This is a genomic window from Arthrobacter sp. NPDC056886, assembly GCF_042788715.1.
Classification (GTDB): domain Bacteria; phylum Actinomycetota; class Actinomycetes; order Actinomycetales; family Micrococcaceae; genus Arthrobacter.
Map to the genome: position 1 here is coordinate 166,539 of NZ_JBHUBT010000005.1, position 24,489 is coordinate 191,027.

22 protein-coding genes are annotated in these 24,489 nt (G+C 68.1%); 8 read left to right on the top strand and 14 right to left on the bottom strand.

All coding sequences use genetic code 11. The features are described from left to right. The first annotated feature begins 3 nt into the window (after positions 1-3). Positions 4-834 carry a metal-dependent hydrolase gene (locus ACFRJ8_RS10560; RefSeq protein WP_377986054.1) on the top strand — a complete coding sequence of 277 codons (831 nt, stop codon included), beginning with the start codon at positions 4-6 and terminating at the stop codon, positions 832-834. Between the two features lie 85 nt (positions 835-919). Here the strand turns inward: ACFRJ8_RS10560 and ACFRJ8_RS10565 are convergent, their stop codons facing one another. From ACFRJ8_RS10565 to nirB, 6 genes are all read right to left on the bottom strand, one after another. Further along, complete coding sequence (locus ACFRJ8_RS10565; protein ID WP_377986055.1) at positions 920-1,144, bottom strand: hypothetical protein; 225 nt, start codon at positions 1,142-1,144, stop codon at positions 920-922. A gap of 55 nt (positions 1,145-1,199) precedes the next feature. Next, a complete protein-coding gene (gene deoC, locus ACFRJ8_RS10570; protein WP_377986056.1) occupies positions 1,200-1,898 on the bottom strand; it encodes a deoxyribose-phosphate aldolase in 699 nt (232 codons plus the stop codon). Between the two features lie 160 nt (positions 1,899-2,058). Next, positions 2,059-2,976, bottom strand: coding sequence for an FAD-dependent oxidoreductase (locus ACFRJ8_RS10575; RefSeq protein ID WP_377986245.1), 918 nt, complete (start codon positions 2,974-2,976; stop codon positions 2,059-2,061). A 185-nt stretch (positions 2,977-3,161) separates the two neighbouring features. Next, on the bottom strand, positions 3,162-4,373 hold the full coding sequence (locus tag ACFRJ8_RS10580) for a uroporphyrinogen-III synthase (protein ID WP_377986057.1): 1,212 nt from the start codon (positions 4,371-4,373) through the stop codon (positions 3,162-3,164). Between the two features lie 8 nt (positions 4,374-4,381). Then, positions 4,382-5,416: a uroporphyrinogen-III C-methyltransferase gene (cobA, locus tag ACFRJ8_RS10585; protein ID WP_377986058.1), complete on the bottom strand. Its 1,035-nt coding sequence runs from the start codon at positions 5,414-5,416 to the stop codon at positions 4,382-4,384. Positions 5,417-5,418: 2 nt separating this feature from the next. Next, positions 5,419-8,115 carry a nitrite reductase large subunit NirB gene (gene nirB / locus ACFRJ8_RS10590; RefSeq protein WP_377986059.1) on the bottom strand — a complete coding sequence of 899 codons (2,697 nt, stop codon included), beginning with the start codon at positions 8,113-8,115 and terminating at the stop codon, positions 5,419-5,421. Positions 8,116-8,371: 256 nt separating this feature from the next. Here nirB and nirD point away from each other — a divergent pair, with 256 nt between their 5' ends. Then, the gene (nirD, locus tag ACFRJ8_RS10595; RefSeq protein ID WP_377986060.1) at positions 8,372-8,761 is read left to right on the top strand and encodes a nitrite reductase small subunit NirD; all 390 of its coding nucleotides are present in this window, start codon (positions 8,372-8,374) and stop codon (positions 8,759-8,761) included. Here the strand turns inward: nirD and ACFRJ8_RS10600 are convergent. After that, positions 8,758-10,497: a phospho-sugar mutase gene (locus ACFRJ8_RS10600; protein ID WP_377986061.1), complete on the bottom strand. Its 1,740-nt coding sequence runs from the start codon at positions 10,495-10,497 to the stop codon at positions 8,758-8,760. The two genes, nirD and ACFRJ8_RS10600, sit on opposite strands and share 4 nt — an antisense overlap. Before the next feature lie 128 nt (positions 10,498-10,625). Here ACFRJ8_RS10600 and ACFRJ8_RS10605 point away from each other — a divergent pair, with 128 nt between their 5' ends. After that, on the top strand, positions 10,626-11,105 hold the full coding sequence (locus tag ACFRJ8_RS10605) for an RrF2 family transcriptional regulator (RefSeq protein WP_377986062.1): 480 nt from the start codon (positions 10,626-10,628) through the stop codon (positions 11,103-11,105). Positions 11,106-11,188: 83 nt separating this feature from the next. On the opposite strand, the gene ACFRJ8_RS10610 is transcribed toward ACFRJ8_RS10605, so the two are convergent. Then, positions 11,189-12,007: a purine-nucleoside phosphorylase gene (locus tag ACFRJ8_RS10610; RefSeq protein WP_377986063.1), complete on the bottom strand. Its 819-nt coding sequence runs from the start codon at positions 12,005-12,007 to the stop codon at positions 11,189-11,191. Positions 12,008-12,114: 107 nt separating this feature from the next. Here ACFRJ8_RS10610 and ACFRJ8_RS10615 point away from each other — a divergent pair, with 107 nt between their 5' ends. Together ACFRJ8_RS10615 and ACFRJ8_RS10620 are read left to right on the top strand one after the other, a co-directional pair. Next, positions 12,115-13,530, top strand: coding sequence for an NAD(P)H-quinone dehydrogenase (locus tag ACFRJ8_RS10615; protein ID WP_377986064.1), 1,416 nt, complete (start codon positions 12,115-12,117; stop codon positions 13,528-13,530). Positions 13,531-13,565: 35 nt separating this feature from the next. Continuing rightward, complete coding sequence (locus ACFRJ8_RS10620) at positions 13,566-14,291, top strand: hypothetical protein (RefSeq protein ID WP_377986065.1); 726 nt, start codon at positions 13,566-13,568, stop codon at positions 14,289-14,291. 26 nt (positions 14,292-14,317) lie between these two features. On the opposite strand, the gene ACFRJ8_RS10625 is transcribed toward ACFRJ8_RS10620, so the two are convergent. Both ACFRJ8_RS10625 and ACFRJ8_RS10630 read right to left on the bottom strand, forming a co-directional pair. Continuing rightward, positions 14,318-15,010: a hypothetical protein gene (locus ACFRJ8_RS10625; RefSeq protein ID WP_377986066.1), complete on the bottom strand. Its 693-nt coding sequence runs from the start codon at positions 15,008-15,010 to the stop codon at positions 14,318-14,320. 68 nt (positions 15,011-15,078) lie between these two features. Next, positions 15,079-15,711, bottom strand: a complete 633-nt coding sequence (locus ACFRJ8_RS10630) for a hypothetical protein (RefSeq protein ID WP_377986067.1) — start codon at positions 15,709-15,711, stop codon at positions 15,079-15,081. A 282-nt stretch (positions 15,712-15,993) separates the two neighbouring features. Between ACFRJ8_RS10630 and ACFRJ8_RS10635 the strand changes: the two genes are divergently transcribed. Both ACFRJ8_RS10635 and ACFRJ8_RS10640 read left to right on the top strand, forming a co-directional pair. Continuing rightward, on the top strand, positions 15,994-16,344 hold the full coding sequence (locus ACFRJ8_RS10635; RefSeq protein WP_377986068.1) for a hypothetical protein: 351 nt from the start codon (positions 15,994-15,996) through the stop codon (positions 16,342-16,344). Positions 16,345-16,510: 166 nt separating this feature from the next. Beyond that, positions 16,511-16,870, top strand: coding sequence for a hypothetical protein (locus tag ACFRJ8_RS10640; protein ID WP_377986069.1), 360 nt, complete (start codon positions 16,511-16,513; stop codon positions 16,868-16,870). A gap of 104 nt (positions 16,871-16,974) precedes the next feature. On the opposite strand, the gene ACFRJ8_RS10645 is transcribed toward ACFRJ8_RS10640, so the two are convergent. The 4 genes from ACFRJ8_RS10645 to ACFRJ8_RS10660 all read right to left on the bottom strand — a co-directional run bounded on the left by ACFRJ8_RS10645 (position 16,975) and on the right by ACFRJ8_RS10660 (position 22,640). After that, positions 16,975-17,268: a hypothetical protein gene (locus ACFRJ8_RS10645; protein WP_377986070.1), complete on the bottom strand. Its 294-nt coding sequence runs from the start codon at positions 17,266-17,268 to the stop codon at positions 16,975-16,977. Between the two features lie 110 nt (positions 17,269-17,378). Continuing rightward, positions 17,379-18,938, bottom strand: a complete 1,560-nt coding sequence (locus tag ACFRJ8_RS10650) for an FAD-dependent oxidoreductase (protein ID WP_377986071.1) — start codon at positions 18,936-18,938, stop codon at positions 17,379-17,381. Beyond that, the gene (locus tag ACFRJ8_RS10655; protein ID WP_377986072.1) at positions 18,935-21,226 is read right to left on the bottom strand and encodes a molybdopterin oxidoreductase family protein; all 2,292 of its coding nucleotides are present in this window, start codon (positions 21,224-21,226) and stop codon (positions 18,935-18,937) included. The genes ACFRJ8_RS10650 and ACFRJ8_RS10655 overlap by 4 nt, the downstream gene beginning before the upstream one ends. Before the next feature lies 1 nt (position 21,227). Continuing rightward, a complete protein-coding gene (locus ACFRJ8_RS10660; protein ID WP_377986073.1) occupies positions 21,228-22,640 on the bottom strand; it encodes an MFS transporter in 1,413 nt (470 codons plus the stop codon). 295 nt (positions 22,641-22,935) lie between these two features. On the opposite strand from ACFRJ8_RS10660, the gene ACFRJ8_RS10665 reads away from it, so the two are divergent. Further along, positions 22,936-24,348 (top strand): MFS transporter, encoded by a 1,413-nt coding sequence (locus ACFRJ8_RS10665; protein WP_377986074.1) that lies wholly within the window; start codon positions 22,936-22,938, stop codon positions 24,346-24,348. The last annotated feature ends 141 nt before the right edge of the window (positions 24,349-24,489 follow it).

Here is a 24,489-nt window from a genome sequence, read left to right on the forward strand (position 1 = left end):
CGCATGATGGGAGGACATCACGCCGCGTCGGGAGCCGCGGCGTGGGTAGCCATTGCCTCGACCGGCCCGTACGCGCTCGGCTGGTACCCGCTGGATCCCACGGGAATCGTGATCGGCGCCATGGCGACGGCGGGGACCGCGCTTGTCTGCGACTGGGACCACCGGGCCAGCACAGTGGCGCATGCGCTGCCGCCGCTGTCCAACCTGGTGGCGCGCGGCATTGAGAACGTCAGCGGGGGCCACCGGCAGGGCACCCATTCGGTGCTGGGCGCGGCGTTCTTCGTGCTGCTGGCCACCATCGCCGGGCAGTGGCAGGTGCAGACCCAGTGGGGACTGCTGTCCGTTGGAGCCGGCCTGCTGTGCATGTTCATGATCAACATCGCGGTGAAGGCACTGAAGCTTTTTCCGAAATACGGCTGGATCAGCAACTGGATCTTCGGGCTGCTTATGGCAGGCGTGGTGACGTGGTTTGCGCCGCACCAGTGGACCTGGTTGCCGGTCTCGATGCTCACCGGGGTGCTGGTGCACATTGTGGGGGACATGATCACCACCGGGGGAGTGCCGCTGCTCTGGCCACTGGTGATCAAGCCGCCGAAGGTCCTGCGGAAACTGCCGCTGCTCAAGAACATCTGGAGAGCCAACGGGGCGTTCTCCATCCCGCTGCTGGGCCGGGCGGGCTCGCGGCGGGAATGGTTCGTCCTCATCCCGGTGAGCGCCTACGCGATGGTAGGGATGTTCGGCGCCGGCCTGGCCGTGGCCAAAGCGCACTTCCCGGCAGCCCTGGCGCTGGGCACGGGGCTGGTCAAGGGCCTGTTCGCGCTGGTGCCCGGCTAAGCTGCGCTGCTTGGATGACTGAAGGTCCTTAAATGATTGAAGCTCCGGAATATCCGGAGCTTCAATCAACTAAGAAAGGGAGAGGCTAGTTTTCGCCGGCCGAATCCGAGCGGCCCATCAGCGTCTGCGGGATCCAGAACGAGAGGGCGAAGAGCACCAGGCAGACGGCCATCGGCCAGACGTTTTCCAGCGTCAGGAAGGCCAGCGAGTAGATCGCGCCGAGGAACAGGACCATCATGGGCACGAACAGGGCGATGCTGGATCCGAGGCTGTTCTCGACGCGCCGGGACGGGGTGGTGTTGCTGGACATTCGTTCCTCCTCGGCCCCTGGGGGCTCTCAAAACTGTGGGCGCTGCCGGCGTGGATCAGTACGCGGACGAACCCTGTTCACCCTTGACGATCGCAATGCCGGAGCTGGCGCCAATACGTGTTGCACCTGCAGCAATCATAGCCTGAGCGTCGGCCAGGGAACGCACGCCGCCCGAGGCCTTGACGCCAAGGTCCGGACCGACGGTGCGGCGCATGAGTGCGACGTCCTCTGCCGTGGCCCCGCCGCCGTTGAAGCCGGTGGAGGTCTTCACGAAGTCCGCGCCGGCTTCCACCGCGGCCTCGCAGGCGAGCACTTTCTGGTCATCGCTCAGCAGGGCCGTTTCGATGATGACCTTCAGGATGGCTCCGCCCTCGTGCACAGCGTCGGCGACGGCGGCGATGTCATCCACCAGCGTGCCCTTGTCATTGGCACGGGCGGCGGCGATGTTGATGACCATGTCCACTTCTTCGGCGCCGTCCAGGACCGCGCCGCGGGCCTCGAAGGCCTTGACGTCGCTCGGCGTGGCGCCCAGCGGGAACCCGACCACGGAGCATGTCAGGACGCCGGAGCCCTTGAGTGCGGTCTTGACGGTCTTGACCCAGACCGGGTTCACGCAGACCGACTTGAAATGGTATTCGGCCGCCTCGGCGCACACTTTGAGGATCTCCGCTTCGCCGGCCTCCGGCTTGAGCAGCGTGTGGTCGATGTAGGAGGCGATGTTGGGCGTGCCCGCGGTGGCGGCGTCGTGGCTCATGGTGGTCCCTTTCGTGGCGGGCCTGGGACGCGGCGGTCCCTTCCCGGGCCTTGTGGGCCTGCGGGCCCTGGCGGCGCCGCATGGTGCGCGGCTTATCAGGGAACCATCTTGCCATAGGAACATGCCCCGTGGATGTTCCAGCCGGGCCGCCCCCGCACGGCTAAGCGGCGGCCGCCAGGGGCCGGGCCATCGTGGCCTGAAGCAGCTGGGAAGCACACACCGACGCGGCCGAACCGGAGGCCACGAGCAGACCCAGCCGGACGCCATCGTAGGCTGCGGCGTCACCGATCGCCCAGATCCCCGGCACGGAGGTGCGGAAGTCCTGGCCGATGACAATCCCGCCACGCGGCGCGGTGGTGAGCCCGGCCGTGGCGGCGAGTTCGTCGCGGGCGATGCGCTCCTCGGCCAGGATCACGAGGTCGCCGTTCATGCTGGAGCCGTCTTCGAAGACGACGCCGGACGCCGGCAGTACAGACCCGGCGATGGTGGGAACGACGGCGGCGGGGCGGACGGTGGTGCGGATGGGGCGGACGCCCCGGGCCCGGAGCACGGCCTCGGCCTGGCCGGCAGCGGAGCCCGTGCCGACCAGGATGCCCAGCGGGCGCCGGCCCAGGACCCGGGTGACGTCCTTGACGGCCTCGCCCAGCCGGGCGGCGTCGTCGATCGTGGAATAGCTCAGGCACCGCGCGGCCCCTTCCACCGGCGCCTCGGCGGGGGCCGAACCGGTGGCGATGACGAGCTCGTCGTAGTCGAATTCCATGCCGTCGGCCGTGGTCACCCGGCGGTTTTCCGCGTCGATGTAGCTGGCGGGCTGGCCAAAGCGGACGGACACGTGGGGCAGGACGGCGAGTTCCAGCAGTTCCTCGGGGGCGTCGTCCCGGTTGCTGAGGACCGTGATGGCGCCGGCAAACGGGGTCCGGGTGAGTTGCCGGACGAGGGCCTGGGCGGCCGTGCCGGCGCCGGCGATGACGATCCTGGGCCGCGCGGCCGTTGTGACTGTCGTCGGAGAGGCGGTGCCGGGAGCGGCTGCCGTCGAGGGGGACGTGCCGGTGGTGGGAGACAATGCCGGAGCGGACATGTGCAGGCCCTTTCGCTGGGTGGCCATCGTGTGGCCGGTGTGCTTGATGAACCCCAGCGTAGGCGTCCGATTTTTCCGGGGTGTTTCCCGGGTGTTGCCGCTTTTTCCCTGCCTGTTCGCCAGTATTTACCGGCCGGTAATGTCGTGCGTCACACCTGGTCGGCCGGGTCTTTATGCCGCCTCCGTTATACCCGGATCCGGTAGCCGCGCTTCACCACGGTTTCCACCAGACGGGTGTCCGGCAGCGCGGACCGCAGCCGGCTGACGGTCATGTCTAGGGCATGCACGGAACCGCGCAGTTCCAGGAGGTCCGAGAGCGCTTCGCGGGACAGCACGGCCCCGCCGGCGCCGATGAGCGCGCGCAGCAGCAACAGGGGTGCCGGTGCCATGTCGACTGCTTCGCCGTTGATCCGCAGGGAGCGGCCGCGCAGCTCAATGCTTCCTGAAGCGGTATCCAGCCGGCGCACGTGGTTGAGCGCCAGGTGCTCGCAGACCAGCCGGATCAGGGCGCCCATCCGGAAGCGTTCCGGGATCAGCGGATGCAGCCCGGCATCCAGCAGCGGCTGAGCGGTGATGGGCCCGACGACGGCGGTCGCCACAGTGGTCTTCAGGCTTTCCACGAGCTGTTTATAGACGCCCATCTCGTGCGCGGTGCTCCACATGGCGTCCACGGCGGGGGCGCTCGTGAAGGTCAGGACATCCAGGTTGCCGCTGCACGCGGCTTCGATGAGCTTGGGCAGCCGGTCGGCGCCGTCGGGCTTGACCCAGCGGTACGGGGTGACGGTCAGGACGGTGGCGCCGGACATGCGCAGGCGCTCAAGCTGGCGGACATCCGTGTAGCCGTGCAGCTGCACCGCGACAGTCTTGCCCCGCACACCCTCGGCGAGGAGCATGTCCACGAGCGTCGCCGTGGTTTCGTCGCTGCTGATTCCGACGTCGGCAAGCCCGGCCGCGCGCACGGCGCCGCGGGCCTTGGGCCCGCGGACGAACATCCGGGTGGCGGAGAGGGTCTCGAGCAGCTGGTCGCCGATGCCAAACGTGTCCGCGGCCTCGCACCAGCGGCGCATGCCGTAGGCGGTGGTGGCGATGCAAAGATCGGGCCGAGCGGCGATGATCGCCCGGGTGTCCTCGATCAGGCTTTCGTCCTCCCGGACCGGGGCGATCTTCAGAGCCGGGGCGTGAAGCACCTCGGCACCGCGGCGCTCGAGGGCCTCGATGAGGTCCTGCGAGCGGCGGTGCGAGGTGACGCCGATCCGGAAGCCGTCCAAAGGAAGGTCCCGTTCGGTCGGATCCTCCGCAGGTTCCGGCGCGGGTGCTCCGGACGTTGCGGGAATTAACGGTGTCAAGGGTGTGCCGGGTTCCGGGAAGGTAGCGGCGACGGCGTTCAATGCGCTCATGGGAATCCTTACGCCTCCATCAGTGACGCGGCCAGTCGGTCGAGCTCTGCTGTGGCTTCGGCACAGCCCCGGTTGGCCTCGGCTACCCGGACAACCTCCCCGATCACCAGGACGGCGGGGTTGCTGCAGCCGGCGGCTGCGGAGGTGATGGTGCCCAGTTCGGCGATCGTGGTGCGCTGGCCGGGGCGGTAGCCGCGTTCGACGACCGCCATCGGCATATCGGCCCGCATCCCGGCCCGGCGGAGTCCGGCCGCGAGGTGGTGCAGGGTGCCGATGCCCATCAGGACCACAATGGTCCCGCCGAGCCCGGAAAGGTGCGTCAATTCGTTCTCGGTCAGCGGCGCATGGCCGGAGACGACGGTGAACATGTGGCTGACTTCGCGGTGGGTGACCGGGATGCCGGCGGCGGCCGGAACCGAGATGGCGCTGGTGACTCCGGAGATGACGCGGACCGGAACCCCGGCCGCGACGCAGGACGCGACTTCCTCGCCGCCGCGGCCGAACACATAGGGGTCCCCGCCCTTGAGGCGGACCACATTGTTGCCGGCCAGCGCGCTTTCCACCATGAGCTTTTCGATGTCGGCCTGGCTGACCTTGTGGTGGCCGGGCTTCTTGCCCACATCCACGAGCTCGGCCGAGGTCAGGGACGGCAGGTCCTGGTACGGGGCGAGCCGGTCGTAGAAGACGACGTCGGCATCCCGCAGCGCCGCCACGGCGGCGACCGTGAGGAGCTCGGCGGTGCCGGGGCCGCCGCCGACCAGCGTGACGTGTCCGATCGGGCCGCCCGCGGGCTCGGCCGCCACCGGAATGCCGGCGGCATGGCACCGGACCAGCAGGGCCTCCCAGCCGGGCTGGCCGTCGTCGACTGCCGCCACCAGGAACGGGCGCTCGGGCAGGGGGCCGTCAATACCGGCGCCCTGCGGGGAGCTGAGACGGAACACGATGGCGCCGGCCGCCTCGTAGCGCCGCACGGCCTGGCGCGCGGCGTGGTCCGCGCCCGCGACCAGGACTTCGCGTCCGGTGAGGTCAATGGTGAGCTGCATGGCTATACCTCGTTCTCGTCAGGCAGTCCCGGGGTGGTGGCACGGACCGGGATGGAAGCGCCGATCAGGACTGGCTGCTGGCCGGCCAGCGCCTTTTCTTCTGCCGTGGCGGGGCGCATCTGGCCGCGCTCGTCGGAGACGAAGGTGATGGAATCGTCCTTCTGGTCCGGGGCGTTGACGAAGGAGCGGAAGCGGCGGAGCCGCTCGGGATCCTTCAGCGTGTCGGCCCATTCGTCGACGTAGGTGTCAACGTGCTTGGCCATGGCGGCCTCAAGGTCCTCGGCGATGCCCAGGGTGTCGTGCACCACCACGTCCTCGACGTGCTTGATGCCGCCGTCGAGCTCTTCCTGCCAGCGCGCGGTGCGCTGCAGGCGGTCGGCGGTGCGGATGTAGTACATGAAGTAGCGGTCGATGTACTTGATCAGGGTTTCGCCGTCGAGGTCCTTGGCCAGCAGCTGGGCGTGCGCCGGGGTGGCCCCGCCGTTGCCGCCGACGTACAGGTTCCAGCCGTCCGCGGTGGCGATGACGCCGACATCCTTGCCCCGGGCCTCCGCACATTCGCGGGCGCAGCCGGAGACACCCATCTTCAGCTTGTGCGGGCTGCGGAGGCCGCGGTAGCGCAGCTCAAGCGCGATGGCCATGGCCACCGAGTCCTGGACCCCGAAGCGGCACCACGTGGAGCCGACGCAGGACTTCACCGTGCGCAGGCTCTTGCCGTAGGCCTGGCCCGATTCGAAGCCGGCATCCACCAGCAGCTTCCAGATTTCCGGCAGCTGCTCCAGCCGGGCGCCGAACATGTCGATCCGCTGGCCGCCGGTGATCTTGGTGTAGAGGCCGTACTGCTCGGCCACCGCGGCGATCACGCCGAGTTTCTTCGGGGTGATCTCGCCGCCGGCGATCCGCGGAACCACCGAGTAGGTGCCGTCCTTCTGCATGTTGGCCAAGGCGCGGTCGTTGGTGTCCTGCAGGGTGCCGCGGCCAGCGTCCAGGACGTAGGCGCTGTTCTGGCTGGCCAGGATGTTGGCGATGGTCGGCTTGCAGATATCGCAGCCGGACCCGGTGCCGTACTTGGCCATGATCTCCTCGAAGGAGGTCAGTTCCAGAACCCGGATGGCGTCGAAGAGTTCCTGGCGGGAGAGCTCGATGTGTTCGCAGAGTGCCTTGGAGACCTCGACGCCGGACTTGGTCAGCTCGGTCTCAAGCAGCTTCTTGAGCATCGGCACGCAGGAACCACAGCTGGTTCCGGCGCGCGTGCAGCCCTTCAGCTCGCCGAGTTCCTGGACGGGGGCGTTGCCGTCGCAGGCACCGCAGCCGTTGACGGTGTCGCGAATGGTTCCCGCAGAGACGTTGTTGCACGAACACAGGATGGCGTCGTCCGGCAGTTCGGTCTCCGGGGCGTCGCCGCCGCCGGCCGCGGTGAGGTAGGCGCCGGGCTCGGCCGCCAGTTCGCGGCCCAGCATGGGGCGCAGGGACGTGTAGGGCGAGGCGTCGCCGACGAAGATGCCGCCGAGCAGGGTCTTGGCATCGTCGGTGGTGACGATCTTCTGGTAGACGCCGCGGGCGGGGTCGGCGTAGACGATTTCGAGCGCGTGTTCGGTGCGGGCGAAGGCGTCGCCGAAGCTGGCGACGTCGACGCCGGAGAGCTTGAGCTTGGTGGCCGTGTCGAAGCCGGGGAAGGTTGCGTCGCCGCCGTGCAGCCGGTCCGCGACGATCTCGGCCATCGTGTTGGCCGGGGCCACGAGGCCCAGGCACATGCCGCCGAAGTTGGCGACCTCGCCGATTGCCCAGATGCCGGGGACCTCAGTGGAGCAGTCATCGGAGATGACGACGCCGCCGCGCGGGCCGAGCTGGAACTGCTGTACTCCCTTTTGCCCATCCGGGCCATCGGCGGCGCGGAACAGTTCATCGCGGGGCCGCACACCGATCGCAACGATCACGATGTCGGCGTCGATGATCCGGCCGTCGGCCATGAGGACGCCGGTGACCTGGCCGTCGTCGTCGGAGAGGACCTCGGAGGGGAACACCCCGCCGTGGACGGTGAAGCCCTTGGCCTCGATGAGCCGGCCGAGCGACTGTCCGGCACCCTCGTCCAGCTGGGTGTTCATGAGCCACGGCGAGCCGTTGATGACGATGGGAGTGGCGCCGAGCTGTTCGGTGCCGGCCGCTGATTCCAGGCCCAGCAGACCGCCGCCGATGGTGACTGCGTTGACCTTGCGGCCAAGCTTCACGGTGAGGTCCGCGATCGCCTTGTTGATGGCCCAGACGTCCTCAAGGGTGCGGTACACGTGGGTGAGTTCGGAGCCCGGGATGGGCAGACGGGCCGCGTCCGAGCCCGTCGCGACCACGAGCTCGTCATACGGATAGACGGTTCCCGCTGCGGTGTTGACCGTCTTGTTCGCGGCGTCGATGCTGATGACGCGCTCGCCGGTCTTCAGGGTCAGGGCCGTGTGGTCCCACATGGAAGCGCTGCCCAGGGTGAGGTCGACGTCGCTGTCGGTGAGTGCCTTGCTCAGCGCGACGCGGTCGTAGGGGAGGTGGGCTTCCTCGGTGAGGACTGTAACGTGCCAGCCATCGAGTCCGCGGGCATGCATCGCATCGGCGAAACGGTGCGCTGCAGGGCCGCCGCCGGCCACCACAATACGGCGCGGGGCGGCGCTGGCTGCGCCCTGGTTCGGGTGGCTTGAGGGGTGTCCGGTCACGGTGGGCCTTTCGCATGGGCCGCAGACGGTGCTCTGCAGCTTGTCGTCCCAGACTAGGCAAAGGGAATTTCGCTTCAGTTTCCCTTATGTTTCGTGATCTTAACTTCTGCATCACGATCGCATTTCCGGCCGTGTGAGCTCTCTTTTACGCGCCGGACACATCCGGCGCGTCCGGATGAAACACCGCGGGCCTAGCTTGAATATGTGGCCGCAGCAGCGGCTGAGCCCGTAAGGGATGTATCAGAGAGGGGCCGGGATGACCGCCGTACTTGAAACCGCACTACACGAGTTTGAGGATCAGGCCGCCGAGCAGGCTGGATCCACCGCCGGCTGGCACCGGGTGTGCGCCGTGACGGACCTGGAACCGGCGTGGGGCGAGGCGGCATTGATTGCGGGCCGCCAGATTGCCCTGTTCCGCACCGTGACCGGTGAGGTTTTCGCCGTCGCGCAGGAAGACCCGGCCACCGGGGCGAACGTCATGGCCCGCGGCATCACCGGATCCCGCGGGGACCGCCCCACGGTGGCTTCGCCGCTGCACAAGGAGGTCTACGACCTCGACACGGGGGAGTGCCTCGGCAACCCGGAACTCCGGCTCGCCACCTTCGGTGCCCGGATTGTGGGCGGGTACATTGAGGTAGGACTCTAGAGGCCCAGGGCCTCCCGGACGTCGGCCAGGACGCCGTCCAGCGCGGCGCGGGCCTCGTCCCGGGCCGCCGGAAGTTCGGCGGCCGAACCGACACTGCGGATGACTTCCAGGTAGCACTTGAGCTTCGGTTCCGTGCCGCTGGGACGGATGATGACGCGGCTGAGGTCCCTGGTCAGGTACAGCAGGCCCTCAGTGGGCGGGAGTTCCTCGGTGCCCACGGCCAGGTCCGTGACGGCCTCGACGCCGGAGCCGCCGAACGATTCCGGCGGGCTGACCCGCAGCCGGTTCATCATCGCGTCCAGCAGGCCGAGGTCCGCCACCCGGATGCTGAGCTGGTCGCTCGCGTGCAACCCGTGCACCAGGTAGAGCTCGTCCAGGGTGTCGAAGATGGTCTTGCCCTCTGCCTTAGCAGCGGCCGCGAGCTCGGCGATTAACACCGCCGCCGAGATGCCGTCCTTGTCGCGCACCAGGGACGGGGCGACGCAATAGCCCAGCGCCTCCTCGTAGCCGTAGACCAGCCCCGGCACGCGGGCAATCCATTTGAAGCCGGTCAGGGTTTCCTCGTGGGCGTAACCTGCCGCGGCCGCGATCCGCGCCAGCAAGCGGGAAGACACAATCGAGTTGGCGAACACGCCGCCCGGCGCCTCGCCGCCGGCGGCCTGACGCGCCACGATGTGGGCGCCGAGCAGGGCGCCCACCTCATCGCCGCGCAGCATGCGCCACGCGCCGGTGGCCGGGTCCTTCGCCGCGACGGCCGCCCGGTCGGCGTCCGGATCGTTGGCGATCACGATGTCGGCGCCCTCGCGCGTCGCCGCCGCAAGAGCCAGATCCAGCGCCCCGGGCTCTTCCGGGTTGGGGAAGTTCACCGTGGGGAAGTCCGGATCCGGCTGCGCCTGTTCCGTGACGAGCGTGACGTCGGTGAAACCGGCGGCCTTCAGTACAGCCACAGCCGTTTCCCCGCCCACGCCGTGCATGGGGGTCAGGACGATCTTCAGCCCGCGGGCCGGAAAGTGCTGCGGAACCGCCAGAGCCGCGACGGCGTCCTGGTATTCGGTGGCGATCGAGGGCTCCAACACGGTCCACCCGTCCGCGGCCAGAACGATGGAGTCCAGGGCGCCGACGCCAGCGATCTTCGCCGCTATCAGGGCATCGTACGGCTCCACGATCTGGGCGCCGCGGCCGCTGTCCTCAACCGCGTGACGGCCGAGGTACACCTTGTACCCGTTGTCCTGCGGCGGGTTGTGGCTGGCGGTGACCATGACGCCGCCGTCGCAGTCCAGCGCCCGCACCGCATACGCGAGCAGCGGGGTGGGCAGCGCCGCCGGCATGAGAAAGGTTTCGACACCGGCCGCGGTGAGGATCGCGGCGGTTTCTTCGGCGAAAATATCGGAGTTGTAGCGGGCGTCATAGCCGACGACGGCGCGCGGCCGGGTGCCGGGGGAGGCCTGCTGGACGGCGTTGGTGAGGAACGCGGTGAAGCCGGCGGCGGCGCGGCGGACTACGACACGGTTCATCCGGTTCGGTCCCGGGCCCAGGGCCGCCCGCAGCCCGGCGGTGCCGAACTGGAGGGTGCCGCTGAAGCTGTCGGCCAGTTCCTGGCGGGCCGCGGCGACGCCTCCATCGGTGAGGCGGATCAGCTCAGCCAGGGTGGCGGCGGTGGCGGGGTCCGGGTCCTGGTTTGCCCAGTCGCGGGCATCGCTCAGGAGTCGGGCGAGGTCGGCATCAGAAGACGTCATAGGAACCAAACTATCGCCAATCGCGAGCGATACCCGTCCAGATAATCGAGAGTTGGGGTTTCAGTTCCATCTCAAAGCTTCCAGCGGGACCTTGACACCCAAATTTCCGGACACGTAGCGTCTGGAATATGAAGATGGGCCGGGGCGTGGAATGGGCCGTGCACAGTTGCGTCAACATGGCATGGACACCGCCCGGGGAGCCGGTGAACAGCGCCCGGCTGGCCGAGTTCTACAAACTCCCGGCCGCCTACCTTAACAAGCAGTTTCAGTCGCTGGTCCGGGCCGGCGTGCTGGAATCAGTCTCCGGACCTCGCGGCGGATTTCTTTTGGCGCGCAGGCCGGAGAACATCACGGTGCTGGACATCGTGCTGGCGCTGGAGGGCCAGGACGCTGCCTTCCGGTGTGAGGCGATCCTTGGTAATGTTCCGGAGCCGGACCGGCAGGAGAACTTCGCGCGGACGTGCCTTATTTCCCAGACCATGCGTCAGGCCGAACTCGCCTGGCGGCAGGCGCTGGCGCGCCAGAGCATCGCCGGGATCGCGGACTCGATCGAGCGGCGGTTCCCGTCGGACAAGGAAAAGATCCTGGACTACCTCGCGGTGGAATGACCGCAGCGGGTACTCCAGGACCTGTTGCCGGGCTTGTGGGCCCCCGGCCGGTGCACGGACCAGGGCCTACATCAGTGACCGGATCAGAGCTTGGCGATGATCTCTGCGAGCAGCTTCGAAATCCGCGGTCCGGCGGCCTGGCCGGCCTCAAGGACTTCCCCGTGGCTGAGCGGCACCGGGCTGATCCCGGCGGCGAGGTTGGTCACCAGCGAGATGCCGAACACCTCCATGCCGGCGTGGCGGCCGGCTATGGCCTCCAGGGCCGTGGACATGCCCACCAGGTCGGCTCCGATCCGCTTGGCGTACTGCACCTCGGCGGGGGTCTCGTAGTGCGGGCCGGTGAACTGGGCGTAGACGCCCTCGTCCAGCGACGGGTCCACTTCGCGGGCCAGGGCGCGGATCCGGGAGGAGTACAGGTCCGTCAGGTCCACGAACGTGGCGCCTTCCAGCGGAGAGGTGGCGGTGAGGTTGATGTGGTCGCTGATGAGCACCGGGGTGCCGGGCGTCCAGTCCTCGTTGAGCCCGCCGCAGCCGTTGGTCAGCACGAGGGTCTTGCAGCCGGCGGCCGCGGCGGTGCGCACGCCGTGAACCACGGAGCGGACGCCCTTGCCCTCGTAGTAGTGCGTGCGTGCGCCCAGGACCAGGGCCCGCTTTCCCTCTTTGGTCAGCACCGAGCGGATGGTGCCCACGTGCCCCACCACGGAGGGGGCGGAAAAGCCGGGGATTTCGGTGGCGGACAAGGTGGCGGTGGTCTCGCCGATGAGCTCGGCGGCGTCGCCCCAGCCCGAGCCGAGGACCAGCGCGACGTCATGGGAATCGACGCCCGTCTCTTCGGCGATGTAGGCGGCGGCGTCGCGGGCGGCGTCGAAAGGGTCCGTGTTGAGGAATTCTGTATAACTCACTGGTACAAGTTATCGCGGCTCGGCCCTGCTGCCCAGCATGCCCGGCCGGACCCGCGGCGGCCCCGATTCTTGGTGGCTTCGGTTCGGATGGTGGACAATGGTTGATTGTGACTACGCACCCTGACTTCAGCTCACCCCGCATCGCAATTCTCGGCGGAGGGCCTGGCGGCTACGAAGCCGCCATGGTCGCCGCCTCGCTGGGGGCGCAGGTCACCATCATCGAGCGTGCGGGACTCGGCGGCTCCGCGGTGCTGACCGACGTCGTCCCCTCTAAAACCCTGATCGCCACGGCAGACCTGATGACCCGCATGGGTGAGGCGGGGGAGCTGGGCGTCAAGTTCGACGTCGACGGCGGCGACTTTGCCCCGGCGATGCGCGCGGACCTCAAGCACATCAACGACCGACTGCTCCGCCTGGCGCGGAAGCAGTCCGAGGACATCCAGGCCGGGCTGGAACACCAGAACGTCCGCATCGTGATCGGCTCCGGCAAGCTGCTGGACAACCACACCATCGAGGTCCTGACCGCGGACGGCACCGAGATAGTGGAGGCCGACACTATCCTGCTGGCGGTCGGCGCCCACCCGCGCGAGCTGCCCACGGCGCGTCCGGACGGTGAGCGCATCCTGAACTGGGCGCAGATCTACAACATGGACGAACTCCCCGAAGAGCTGATTGTGGTGGGTTCCGGTGTCACCGGCGCCGAATTCGCCTCGGCCTACAACGGCCTGGGCTCCAAAGTCACCCTGATTTCCAGCCGCGACCGCGTGCTGCCGGGCTCGGACACCGACGCCGCCGAGGTCCTCGAGGGCGTCTTCGAACGCCGCGGACTCAAGGTCCTCTCGCGGGCCCGCGCCGAGACCGTGGAGCGCACGGATGACGGCGTCGTGGTCACCCTCGGCGACGGTTCAAAAGTGACCGGCAGCCACTGCCTCGTCTGCGTCGGCTCCATCCCGAACACCGCCGGAATCGGCCTGGAGGAAGCCGGCGTCGCGCTGACCGAGAGCGGCCACATCAAGGTCGACGGCGTCTCGCGCACCACGGCGCCGAACATCTACGCCGCGGGCGACTGCACCGGCGTCCTGGCCCTGGCCTCCGTGGCCGCGATGCAGGGCCGGATCGCCGTGGCCCACTTCCTGGGCGACGCCGTCATGCCCATCAAGCTGCACCAGGTGGCATCCAACATCTTCACCTCGCCCGAGATCGCCTCCGTGGGCGTGTCCGAGGCCGAGATCGACTCCGGCAAATACCAGGGCGACATCATCAAGCTGTCCCTGCGCAGCAACGCCCGCGCCAAGATGCGCAACCACCGCGACGGCTTCATCAAGATCTTCGCCCGCAAGGGTTCCGGCACCGTCATCGGCGGGGTGGTGGTGGGCCCGAACGCATCCGAGCTCATCTTCGCGATCTCGATTGCCGTGACGCAGAAGCTGCACGTCGACGACATTGCCAGCACCTTCACCGTGTACCCGTCGCTGAGCGGCTCCATCTCCGAAGCAGCCCGGCGGCTCCACGTCCACATGTGACAAGAGGCCAGATGTGACTACTGGAGGCCGTAGCCATGCAGAGTCCCCGCACCGTTGTTGACTCCGTGGAACAGCACCCCGTGCTGCCCTCCGGCCCGGAGGAATGCTTTGCCGGCTACGGCGTGATGGGCGTTCCGTTCAGTTCCGGCTACATCCTGGCCCTGCGGCATTTTCCGGCCTCTTCGGTCGGCCCGGGGTACAACTCGGTCTGGATCCGTGACCCCGCGGGGGTCTGGACGATGCACAGCACCATCGGGCCAGGGTCGTCCTGCCCCCGCTACTTCGGCAGCGCCCTCGGGGCGGCGTCGACGGGCGGGATCTCGATCCGGTGGCGCGACGACTACTCCTTCAGCGTGGAGGTCGGTGACGGCGTGGACCTGGTCTGGGACCTGACGCTGGCGGCGACTCCGGTCACCCGGCTCATGTCCGCGGTGTCCGGCGCCGTTCCGGAGCGGCTGTGGCGCAGCCGGACGTTCCTGCGCGTCATGGGGGCCATCGCCGGCCCGGCGCTGGGGGCGGGGCACACCGGATTGACCGGCAGGGTGCCCAACGGCCAAAGCTTTGGGGCGCGCCCGCGGCAGATGTGGTTTGTCCGCGAAAGCACGGCACGCCTCAGGGGACACAGCCTGGGACATACTGCGGCCCTTCCTGTCCAAGACAGGCTCGGCGACTTCTGGATCCCGCAGCGCGGCATCTTCATGCTCGGCTCGTCCGTGTTCGAGCCCTACGACCCCGCCACGCACGCCGCCGCGGGGGAGTGATCGGAAGTAGGGCTCGGGCGGAGAACTCAGGAGTAGGCGTACGGGGGAACCGTGTCGCCGGAGGCGAAGGGTTTGAACCACTGCTCGAAGCCTAGACTCGCGGCGTCGTCCTCGAGAACGTCGAGGTTCTCGGAGTACAGTGCTTCACTGTCGGCATCCTCCAACAGGACTTCCTCGACGTCGGCCCGCCAGTCCTCCGGAAGGTCCAGTTCGTAGATGTCCTCGGTGATTTCCGCCTGATCGAGCAGGCATCGGATGGCCAGTTCGGCTGCAAGGCATCCGGGGGCGGTCCAGCCCCGGGCCAGGGATGCGGTGACGTCTGCGGCGACCACGATGAACTTCTGGGTGAACTTCGCGTCGTAGCTGGCCGCGAACTGTGGCGGCAGCGAGGACAGGACCGAGGTGCCGGCGATGTCAGTCGGCGTGAGAACGTCGAGCGTGCTGAGCGTTCCGAGGTCTCGGAACAGTTGATCGATCAGGATGCTGGACGAGTTCCACAGGAGCCCGGCCAGCAGGCGGGTCTGGCGCACGGCTATGTGACGGTCCTCCGGTGAGACGGCGGCCATCTCGGCCAGGTCCTCGGGATCGAACTGGAGCCGCTGCTCGGCCGTCATGTCGTCCGGGTGCGGGTCGAGCCCCAGCAGTTCCAGGCTCAGTCCGGTGAGTTTCCCGGCGTCCGCCAGTAGTTCTTCGGTGATGTCGTCGTCGTCGGCGCTCATGCTCCCGATGCTACCCGCCGATTGTTTCCGGCCCGATTCGCGTTACGCGGCCGGGTAACCGGACGTTTTCAGGCGGTGGTTGCCTGTTGCTTCCCGGATGCCGTGCTGCCGTGGGCCATCCGGTCGGAGAGGAGGTAGCTGATCCCCGCGATCAGGGGGACCACGCTTGCAGCGACGATCGATCCGACCGGGCCGGACCTTGCGATGATGGTGATCACGAGCGGTAGCACGCCGAGGGCCACCAGCAGCCAGCCGGCCAGCACGGTCCGCTTCAGGCCGAGTACGGCGGCCGGGAAAGCCAGCGCGACGACGCTGACGGCAATGAGAGGTCCGTTCTCGCTGACGAAGCTGCGCAGGGCCGCGGGGTCGAAGGCCAGCCAGATGCAGGCGGCGATGAAGGCCGAAGACAGGGCGAGCAGCATAGGAGCGGTAGGAGCCGGCCAGAACCACGCTGCGGCCGCGAGGATGAGCATCGGCACCACCCAGGCCAGGGTAATCAGCATCGCGGCCGTTCCGCCGGGGTTCTGCAGCGAGTCGCCGACAATGACGATTCCCGCAAGGACCGTGAACACCGCCATGATGGCCGCCCCGGTGCGCAGCAGCACCGCGGCCCGCTGCTGCGGATCCTTGCCTCGCGTCATGACCACGACGACGGCGAACACAACGATCGCGCCGAGCGCCAAAATAACCGGAACGTTCATGGGATGCCTCCTGTTGACGAACGGAGCCTACGTTCATTCCAACCCCGGCTCAGGGGCGTGCCAATGGGAGAAAGGCCCACCGTTGCCGCGGCCGGGTGCGTTGCTGGAGGAGCGCGGTCAACTCGGGCTTCCGCGGACTGCTCCATGCTCCGGTATGCCCTGCAGAGTTACCGGTACCGCCGTGCAATCAGAAAGGGCCTAAACGGGTCTGGTTGGGTATCGGTCTCAGGTGGGACAATGAGGCATTAATCCTTTGAGGGGGCTTGGAGGGCGAGTTTCAGCATGGTGGTTTTGGCATCCCTGCTCGCAATCTTTCTGGGCGTGGTCCTCACCATCGCCTTCTTCGCCTTTTTGGGTCTTGCGACCTTGTACAGGCGCCTTACCGCGGACGAGGTTGCCCCGGCGCCGCCCGCACCCACTACACGCCTGGGGCTGCGGCAGGAAGACTACCTAAACCTCGTGGCACCGCGGAAAGAACTCAAGCGGGCCTATCCTCCTCCTCCTGCGGCGGTCAGGCCGGAGCCCAAGCCCGAACCCGAGGACCACATGCGCCGGTGGAATGCCGGTCGCCGGGCGGACGCCGCCCGCGAGCACGCGCAGTGGCAGAAGCTGTTCGACAGCTTATTGCGGTAAGGCCTGCTCCGCCGGGCAGAGGGTCCACAAACAGGTAGCTCGGGCGCCGGTGCCCAGCTGAGAAGCGGATTACACGGGGGAGGACCATGCGGACGGCAACTCCCGTGCGGGCGATCAGGGAGTAAGGCCCCTACCTCCGGGCGTGTCGCATATGCATAATGTCGCCATGTTTATCTTCGTGCTATTGGCCATCTTGTTACTGGTCGTGTTTTGGCAATACATCTTGGCAGGGCTCGTCCTGTGGGTGCTCGTGCTCATCATGCGAGCCGTGGTCAACTGGACGCTGGCCGACCCCAAGCCGAACTACCCCCGGAGGCCCGTCCAGACCCGGCCTGTGGCCAAGCCTGTCACCACCCGTCCTAAACCCAAGCCTGTCCAGACTCGGCCTGAGCCCAAGTCCAGGCCCAAGCCTGCCCGCGAGCTGCCCGCGCCCGAATATCTGCCCAGGTGGACTCCGAACCGCCGGCTGGACGCGGGCCGCGAGCATGCCCTGTGGCAGGAGAAGTTCGACAACGCAGCGCAGTAGGACCCCGCCGGGTCGGTGTCCACAAAGGGGTGACTCGGCCGCGCCGGTGGGCTGGCGTTGAGTTTCACCGAAGGGGGTGCCGGAGCGCTCGGCAGACCGCGGAACTACTCTTCAGCGCCGCCGTGAAGGCCGTCGTCGCTGCTGTCGCTGGAGGGAGAGCTTTCCGCGTCTTCGGGGGGTAGAACCATGTTCCCGCGCGCTTCCGCCATGGTGGGTCCGCCGCTGGGAACGTCGTAACGCTCCGGCCGGATGCCGTGAGCCTGTTCCTCGATGAGGGCTTGCTCTTCACTGAAGCGGATCACGTTGGCCTCATCGCCGGCGTCGCCCGGAATGTCCTCCCGAATCTTCGAAGGGTCCGGAATTATGAAGCCGTCTTCGCTGCTGCCGTTCTTTTCCAATGGATTCGTCCTCTCAAACTGTGCCGCCGTTTACATCGTAAGCCTACTTTCCATTCAGCGCCCCCGGAAATCTGGGCAGCTAAGGGCTTAGCGCCTGCCCCGGCGAAGGGTCAGGCAACCGCCCCCTGAAAGTGGGCCTCGATGATCCCCTTGATGTCGTCGTGGCAGCCGCCGCAGCCCGTGCCGGCTCGGGTGGCCGTGGATACCTCGGGCACGGTGCCGCAGCCCTCCGTAACAGCAGAAGCGATGGCCGTCCCGCTGACGCCTGCGCACCTGCAGACCGTCCGGGAAGGGTCGACGGCGCCAGCCGAGGCGGCCTGGTCCGGCCCGTCCAGGCGCAACAGCAGTGAGCGGTCCGCGGGCAGTTCGGCGCCGCGTTCGAACAGCTGCACCAGCTCGGCCGAGGTGCGTGGCATGCCCACAGACACGAGGCCTTCGAGCACGCCGGCGCGGGTGGTCATCTTGACGTAGCGGCCGTGCTCAGGATCGGCCCACTGGGCGATCTGCAGCCTGGCCCGGCCGTTCACGGCCCCGGCGGTCAGGGCTTCGTCGTCCCACGGGTCCGCGGAAACATCCCCGGCCACGGCCATGTTCATGCCGCGGGCCTTGAGCACGATCACGCCCGGCAGCTCCGCGGGAAGGGACGGCAGGGACTCGGCCTCCGCGTCGGCGCCGGAGGCCAACAGGGTCAGATAGTCGGCGAGCCATTCGGCCTGCCGCCAGCCCGGCCCCACCAGCCCGGACGGGCCGCGCGCGGTCCGGCACTGAACGCACTCGGGATCCGGGCAGCGGACCTCGGCGCAGTCGCCGATGGCAAAGATGTGGGGCTCGTGGTGGGCGCGGAGCTTGTGGTCCACCAAGATTCCGGCGGCGGTGGAGAGCCCGCAGCCTTCCGCCAGTTCGGTCCGGGGCCGGACACCGCAGGAGAGCACCAGGAGGTCGCCGTCGATCGCGGAGCCGTCATCGAGCAGCAGGGCCGAGAAACCGCCGGCGGGCGCGTTGTGCTCCACGCCGACAGAGCGGGCGTTGCCGGCCACCCGCACGCCGCAATTCCGCAAGGAAGCCGCGAGCACGGAGCCGCCGCCGCGGTCGATGTTCCGGCCCAGGGGATGCGGGCCGTTGTGCACGACGGTCACCGTGGCACCTTCCTCGGCCGCGGCCAGGGCCGTCTCCAGGCCCAGCACGCCGCCGCCCAGGACCACCACGCGCTTGCCGCCCGCCACCGCAGAATGGAGCTCGGACGCGTCACGGAGATCCCGCAGGGCGGTCACACCCGGCGGCAGCACCGGCGCGGCGGGATCCGGGTTGAGCCCGGTGAGGTTGGGGATGACAGGGCGCGAACCGGTGGCGAAGACGAGCCGCTCGTAGCCGGGGGAGGTGCCGTCGCTCAGCAAAACCCGCTGCCGGGCGCGGTCCACACGGCGGACGCGGACACCCAGCCGGACATCGACGCCGTCGGCCACCAGCGCTGCCGCGTCGGCGAGGGCCAGGGCGGCCGGCGTGGTCCGGCCGACGCCAAGATCGGCCACCAGCACGCGGTTGTACGCCGCCTCGGACTCTTCGCCGATCACCGTCAGATGCGCGATGCCGCTGCGCACGGCCGGCAGCAACTCGTCGATCAGCCGCGCGGCGACGGGCCCGAAGCCCACCACCACAATCCGCTCAGTCATGAGGTCTCCTCTGCTTGAAGAACGCGGGCTGAAGCACCGCTGCGATTGCCGGCCGCGCCCCCGGAGACAGCGCCTCCGGAAACCGCCGGGCGGATCCACACCTTGCTGGTCTTGAACTCGGGCATCCCGGAAATGGGGTCCGTGGCGGCCTCGGTGAGCCGGTTGGCGCTCTCGAGTTCCGGGAAGTGGAACGGCAGGAACACCGTCTCCGGCCGGATGTCCGTGCTCAGCTCGGCACGGCAGCTGACCACGCCGCGTTCGTTGGAAATCGAGACGTAGTCGCCGTCGGCGATGCCCTGGGCGGCGGCCGCGGCGGGGTGCAGCTGCAGCCGCGCCTCGGGCTGGGCTTCGGCCAGCGCGGCCACCCGGCGGGTCTGCGCGCCGGACTGATAATGCTCCATGAGGCGGCCGGTGATCAGGGTCATCGGCGTCCCGGCGCGATCCGCAGCGGAAGGTCCGTGGCCGGTGCGTTCCGCAGCGGCCACCGGGGCCGCGCCGGCAGATGGCGTACGACGTCGGGGCGTCACCGCCGTGAACACCGCACGGCCGCCGGCGTGGGCAAAGGCGTCCAGGAACAGCCGCGGCGTTCCGTCGCTTCCGGCGGGGTAGGGCCAGTAGGCGGCCTCGCCGCGGTCCAGCATGGCGTAGTCGATCCCGGAGTAGTCGGCCAGGCCGCCGGAGGACGCGAGCCGAAGTTCCTCGAACACGGTTTCAGGGTCCTCGCTGAACGTGGACGGCGCATCCAGCAATTCGGCCAGCCGGGTCATGATCCACAGTTCGCTGCGGACCCCGGGCGGGGGAGTGAGGGCCCGGCGGCGCCGCAGCACGCGGCCCTCGAGGTTGGTCAGGGTTCCTTCTTCCTCGGCCCACTGCGTGACAGGCAGGACCAGGTCCGCCTCGGCAGCGGTCTCGGAGAGGAAGAAGTCGCAGACCACCAGGAAGTCCAGGCTGCGCAGGCCCGCGATCACGGCGTTCGCGTCCGGGGCGGACACAGCCACGTTGGCGCCGTGCACGAAGAGGCACCGGACGCCGTCGGGCTCTCCAAGGGACTTGAGGAGTTCGACGGCGGGCAGGCCCGGGCCCGGGATGAGGGTTTCCGGCACGTCCCAGACCTTTGCCATGTGGGCGCGGGCGGCGGGATCGGTGATCTTCCGGTAGCCGGGGAGCTGGTCCGCCTTCTGGCCGTGTTCGCGGCCGCCCTGGCCGTTGCCCTGCCCGGTGAGCGTGCCGTAGCCGCTGCGCGCCGAGCCCGGGAGGCCCAGCACGAGGGCGAGATTGATGGCAGCCGTGGCGGTGTCAGTGCCGTCGACGTGCTGTTCGACGCCGCGGCCGGTGAGGATGTAGCTGCCGCCCTTGCCGGCGCCGTCGGCCAGCCGCCGGGCGGTTTCACGGATCAGCCCGGCGGGGACGCCGGTGATCGACTGGACCCGTTCCGGCCAGAAGCTTCCGACACTGCGGGCCATGGCCTCGTACCCGGTGGTCCGGTCCGCGATGTACCCGGCGTCGGCGAGGCCTTCGTGGATCACCGCGTGGGAGATGCCCAGCAGCAGGGCGAGGTCGGTGCCGGGCAGCGGCTGCAGGTGCAGGCCGCCGCCGTCGGAAGTGAACGCCGCGGTGGCGGAGCGGCGCGGGTCGACGACGATCAGCCCGCCGGCGTCGCGCGCCCCCTGGAGGTGCTGGACGAAGGGCGGCATGGTCTCGGCAACGTTGGAGCCGAGCATCAGGATGGTGCTGGCGGCGTCGAGGTCGGCCAGCGGGAACGGGAGCCCGCGGTCCAGGCCGAATGCGCGCATGCCGGCTGCGGCGGCCGAGGACATGCAGAACCGGCCGTTGTAGTCGATCCGCGAGGTGCCCAGGGCCAGTCTGGCGAACTTGCCCAGCTGGTAGGCCTTCTCATTGGTGAGGCCGCCGCCGCCGAACACGCCGACGCCGTCCGGCCCGTGCCCGGCGCGGGCCTGCTTCACGGCCGCGACGATCCGTGTCAGGGCCTCGTCCCAGCTGACCGGGCGGTGGACGCCGTCGGCGCCCCTCAGCAGCGGCTCCGTGACGCGGCCGGTGTGGTTCAAGAGTGAGGCGGAGGTCCAACCCTTGCGGCACAGGCCACCGCGGTTGGTGGGGAAATCCCGTCCGGCGACTGTCAGGAGCGGCGCGGCGACGGCGGGTGCAGCTTGTTCCGTCACGGGGTCTGACCCCGGCTGGACAGCCGGGGTCAGAGCCGCTGGAGATGTGAGCGTCATGGCGCACTGCAGGGCGCAGTAAGGGCAGTGCGTGTCGGCGCTTTTGGTCATGTTAGACGTGTCCCATCGCATTTCGGTTGGCGTTGCGGATGTAGAAGAACCAGCAGACGGCCAGCATCAGGACGTAGGCCCCCACGAATCCGTAGAACGCCGGGGTGTAGGAGCCGCTGGCGGAGTTCGAGGCGTTGAGCACCTGCGGGATGACGAATCCGCCGTAGGCGCCGATGGCCGAGACCAGGCCCAGGGCCGAGGACGCGAGCCGCTGGGTGGTTACCGTGCTGGCGCCTGATTTTGCTGCCCGGCTTGAGGTGGCGAAGATGATGGGGATCATCCGGTAGGTGGCACCGTTTCCGAAGCCGCTGGCGGTGAAGAGCAGCAGGAACAGGCCCAGGAACAGCCAGAAGTTCTTCAGCGGCAGCGTCCAGATCATGGTGAGGGTGATGACGGCCATGGCGGCGAAGGCTGAAACGGTCATCCGGGCGCCGCCCATGCGGTCCGCCATGCGTCCGCCGTAGGGGCGGGCCAGCGAGCCGACCAGCGGGCCGAGGAAGGCGAGGGACAGGGCTACGGTTCCGACGCCGATCGAGGAGAAAGCCGGGAAGTAGTCCTTGATGAGCTTGGGGAACACACCGGCGAAGCCGATGAACGAGCCGAAGGTGCCGATGTACAGCAGCGCCATGATCCACAGGTGCGGTTCCTTGAGCGCGGCGAGCGAGCCAGCGACATCGCCCTTGGCGCTGGTGAGGTTGTCCATGTACTTCCAGGCGCCGAAGGCGGCGAGCAGGATCAGCGGGACCCACATGAGACCGGCCACGGGCAGGTTCACGGTGCCGGCGGCCAGGAGGGTGATGGCAATCGGAACGGCCAGCTGCGCGACGGCGGCACCGAGGTTGCCGCCGGCGGCGTTCAGTCCCAGCGCCCAGCCCTTTTCACGGGCCGGGTAGAAGAAAGTGATGTTGGCCATCGAGCTGGCGAAGTTGCCGCCGCCGAAGCCGGCGAGGGCGGCCACGAGCAGCATGGTGCCGAACGGGGTCTCCGGGTTGGAGACGCACATTGCCAGGCCTATCGAGGGGATGAGCAGCAGCAGGGCCGAGACGATGGTCCAGTTGCGGCCGCCGAAGCGGGGGACCATGAACGTGTAGGGGATCCGCAGCGTGGCGCCCACCAGGCTGGGCATGGAGATCAGCCAGAAGATTTCCGAAGTGCTGAAGGTGAAGCCGGCCGCGGGGAGCTGTACCACCACAATCGACCAGAGCTGCCAGACCACGAAGCCCAGAAACTCGGCGAAGATGGACCAGTTCAGGTTGCGCCGGGCGATGGAGCGGCCGGCCGATTCCCACTGTTCCTTGTTTTCTGCATCCCAGTTGGCGATCCAGCGGCCGGGCCGGTGGTCGAGGGTAAGGGCGCCGGTGCGGGCGGCGCCGGCATCTGCGGTGCCGATTTCGGCGGTGCGTTCAGCAGTCACTTGGGAGACCTCCTTGGGGGGTGTTGTCCCTTCAAAGGTAGGGATGCCGCGTTTCCGGGACAGTCGCGGTTTATTAACGCGCTGTGACTTTTGCCTATCGGGGCTTTTATGACGGTGTGAGAATGGGTGTGACGACCACCACGTGAGACGACGACACGGCGTCCAAATAACGGACTATTTGTCCATTGACTGGACGGTGGGAACTAACATCAGACATATACGAATCCCTAGCCGGCGGCCCCGGGCATCGGGCCCAGGGGGAACATCCGACCGGTCTACCTGAAAGCGTTACAACATGTCATCCACTGCAACCTCCGCGGAGCATGGGTCCACCAAGCAGGTGAACTCGCGCGGCCGCGTGATTGTCGCCAGCCTGATCGGCACCACCGTCGAGTTCTACGACTTCTACGTGTACGCCACCGCTGCCGTGCTGGTCTTCCCCTCCTTGTTCTTCCCGGCGCAGAACGAGACCGCCCAGCTGCTGGCATCCTTCGCTGTATTCGGCGTGGCGTTTATCGCCCGTCCGCTCGGCTCGATCGTTTTCGGCCACTTCGGCGACAAGTTCGGCCGCAAGGGAACCCTCGTGGCCTCGCTGCTGACCATGGGCATTGCCACCTTCCTGATCGGCTGCCTGCCGACCGCGAAGGTGGAAGGCTGGGAATTCTGGGCTCCGGCCCTCCTGGTCGTCATGCGCTTCTTCCAGGGCCTTGCCCTCGGTGGCGAATGGAGCGGTGCGGCACTGCTGGCCACCGAGAATGCCCCCGCGAACAAGCGCGCCATCTACGGCACCTTCCCGCAGTTGGGGGCCCCGATCGGCTTCATCATCGCCAACGTGATCTTCCTGGTCTTCAGCTACACCCTGTCGCCGACGGCCTTCATGGAGTGGGGCTGGCGCGTGCCGTTCCTGCTCAGCGCTGTCATGGTGATCATCGGCCTTTACGTCCGGCTCAAGCTGATCGAAACCCCGGCGTTCACCAAGGTCATCGAATCCAATGAGGTCGCCAAGCTGCCTCTCGCCCGGGTCATCAAGGGCAGCTGGCGACACCTGATCCTGGGCACGTTCATCATGCTGGCCACCTACGTGCTCTTCTACCTGATGACCACGTTCACGCTGACCTACGGAACCCGGGCTTCCAGCCTGGATGCCGCCAAGGCCGCAGCCGAGAAGGCGGGCAAGCCGATGACCGAGGCCGCGGCCGCCGCGTTCGTCCCCGGTCTGGGCTACACGCGCAACGACTTCCTCTGGATGCTGATTGTCGGCGTCGTGTTCTTCGGCATCTTCACCCTGGTTTCCGGTCCCCTGGCCGAGAAGTTCGGCCGCCGCAAGATGCTCATGGTCGTTACGGCCGGCATCCTGGCCTTCGGCCTGCTGTTCGTCCCGCTGTTCAGCGCCGGATTCGTGGGCACCATGGCGCTGCTGATTATCGGCTTCTCCCTCATGGGCCTGACGTTCGGGCCCATGGGTGCGCTGTTGCCGGAGCTGTTCCCGACCAACGTCCGGTACACCGGCTCGGCCATCAGCTACAACTTCTCCAGCATCCTGGGTGCGGCCGTGGCTCCGTTCATCGCCGTCTGGCTCTGGGAAGTCGGCAAGGGCAGCCCGGCGCTGGTGGGTGTCTACCTCGCCGCCATGGCCGTGCTGACGCTGATTGCCCTGTTCGTGAGCAAGGAAACCCGCGATCTTGATTACGAGAACAACGTAGCCTGACGCTCCAGCCCAGTTGCTGACAGAAATGCCCGGTGTGTTCCTCGAACACGCCGGGCATTTCCGTGTCGGTGGAAGAATGCCCGAAAGGAACCGGGCAGGAGCGTCGGGGTACGGGCTGGGCCGGCAACCGGGGGGCCCGGA